Origin of the sequence: Pseudomonas agronomica (assembly GCF_025917275.1) — a bacterium.
In the GTDB taxonomy this organism is placed as follows: Bacteria; Pseudomonadota; Gammaproteobacteria; order Pseudomonadales; family Pseudomonadaceae; genus Aquipseudomonas; species Aquipseudomonas agronomica.
In genome coordinates this window covers 1-206 of record NZ_JAOSHO010001194.1, presented here as the reverse complement: position 1 = coordinate 206, position 206 = coordinate 1, and the positions used below count along the sequence as shown (strand labels likewise).

Here is a 206-nt window from a genome sequence, read left to right as displayed (position 1 = left end):
GCGGTGCAATTGGAAGGGTGGTTCGGCGTGTCGTTGGTGGGCACCGACCTTGTCACCATCCTCTCGCTGGTGGGCATGGCCATGTTCATGTTCGTCGGTTGCGAGTTCGTCACGCCGTTGGCGCCGGACCTGCGCAATTCGGCCAAGGTCATGCCCAAGGCGATGATTCTCGGGTTGTTGAGCGTGGCCACCTGCATGTTCATCTA

The 206-nt window shown here is 60.2% G+C and carries 1 pseudogene; it reads left to right on the top strand.

The window, feature by feature from the left end:
- Positions 1-206 (top strand): annotated as a pseudogene (locus tag OC610_RS29495) (APC family amino acid permease); the annotation flags it as partial.